General features: G+C 62.2%; 1 protein-coding gene. It reads right to left on the reverse strand.

What is annotated here, in order from left to right; genetic code table 11:
• Positions 1–201, reverse strand: a 201-nt coding sequence (locus IB229_RS21780) for an Ig-like domain-containing protein (RefSeq protein WP_225579324.1), incomplete at both ends; no start/stop codon positions are given.

Here is a 201-nt window from a genome sequence, read left to right on the forward strand (position 1 = left end):
TGATGGTGGCGGTGTAGTCACCGTCTGCCAGCGCAGCGTTGGTTGGCAGGGTGAAGGACCAGGTGCCATCGGCATTCGGGGTAACGGTGTAGTCGGAACCGTTGACGGTCAGGGTCAGGTTGCCCGAAGTATTGGACGAAGTGCCGCTGAAGGTCGGGGTGTTGTCGGCGGTGGTGGTGATGTCGGCGATGGTCACGGTCG

Source organism: Pseudomonas sp. PDM14 (assembly GCF_014851905.1).
Taxonomy (GTDB): Bacteria; Pseudomonadota; Gammaproteobacteria; order Pseudomonadales; family Pseudomonadaceae; genus Aquipseudomonas.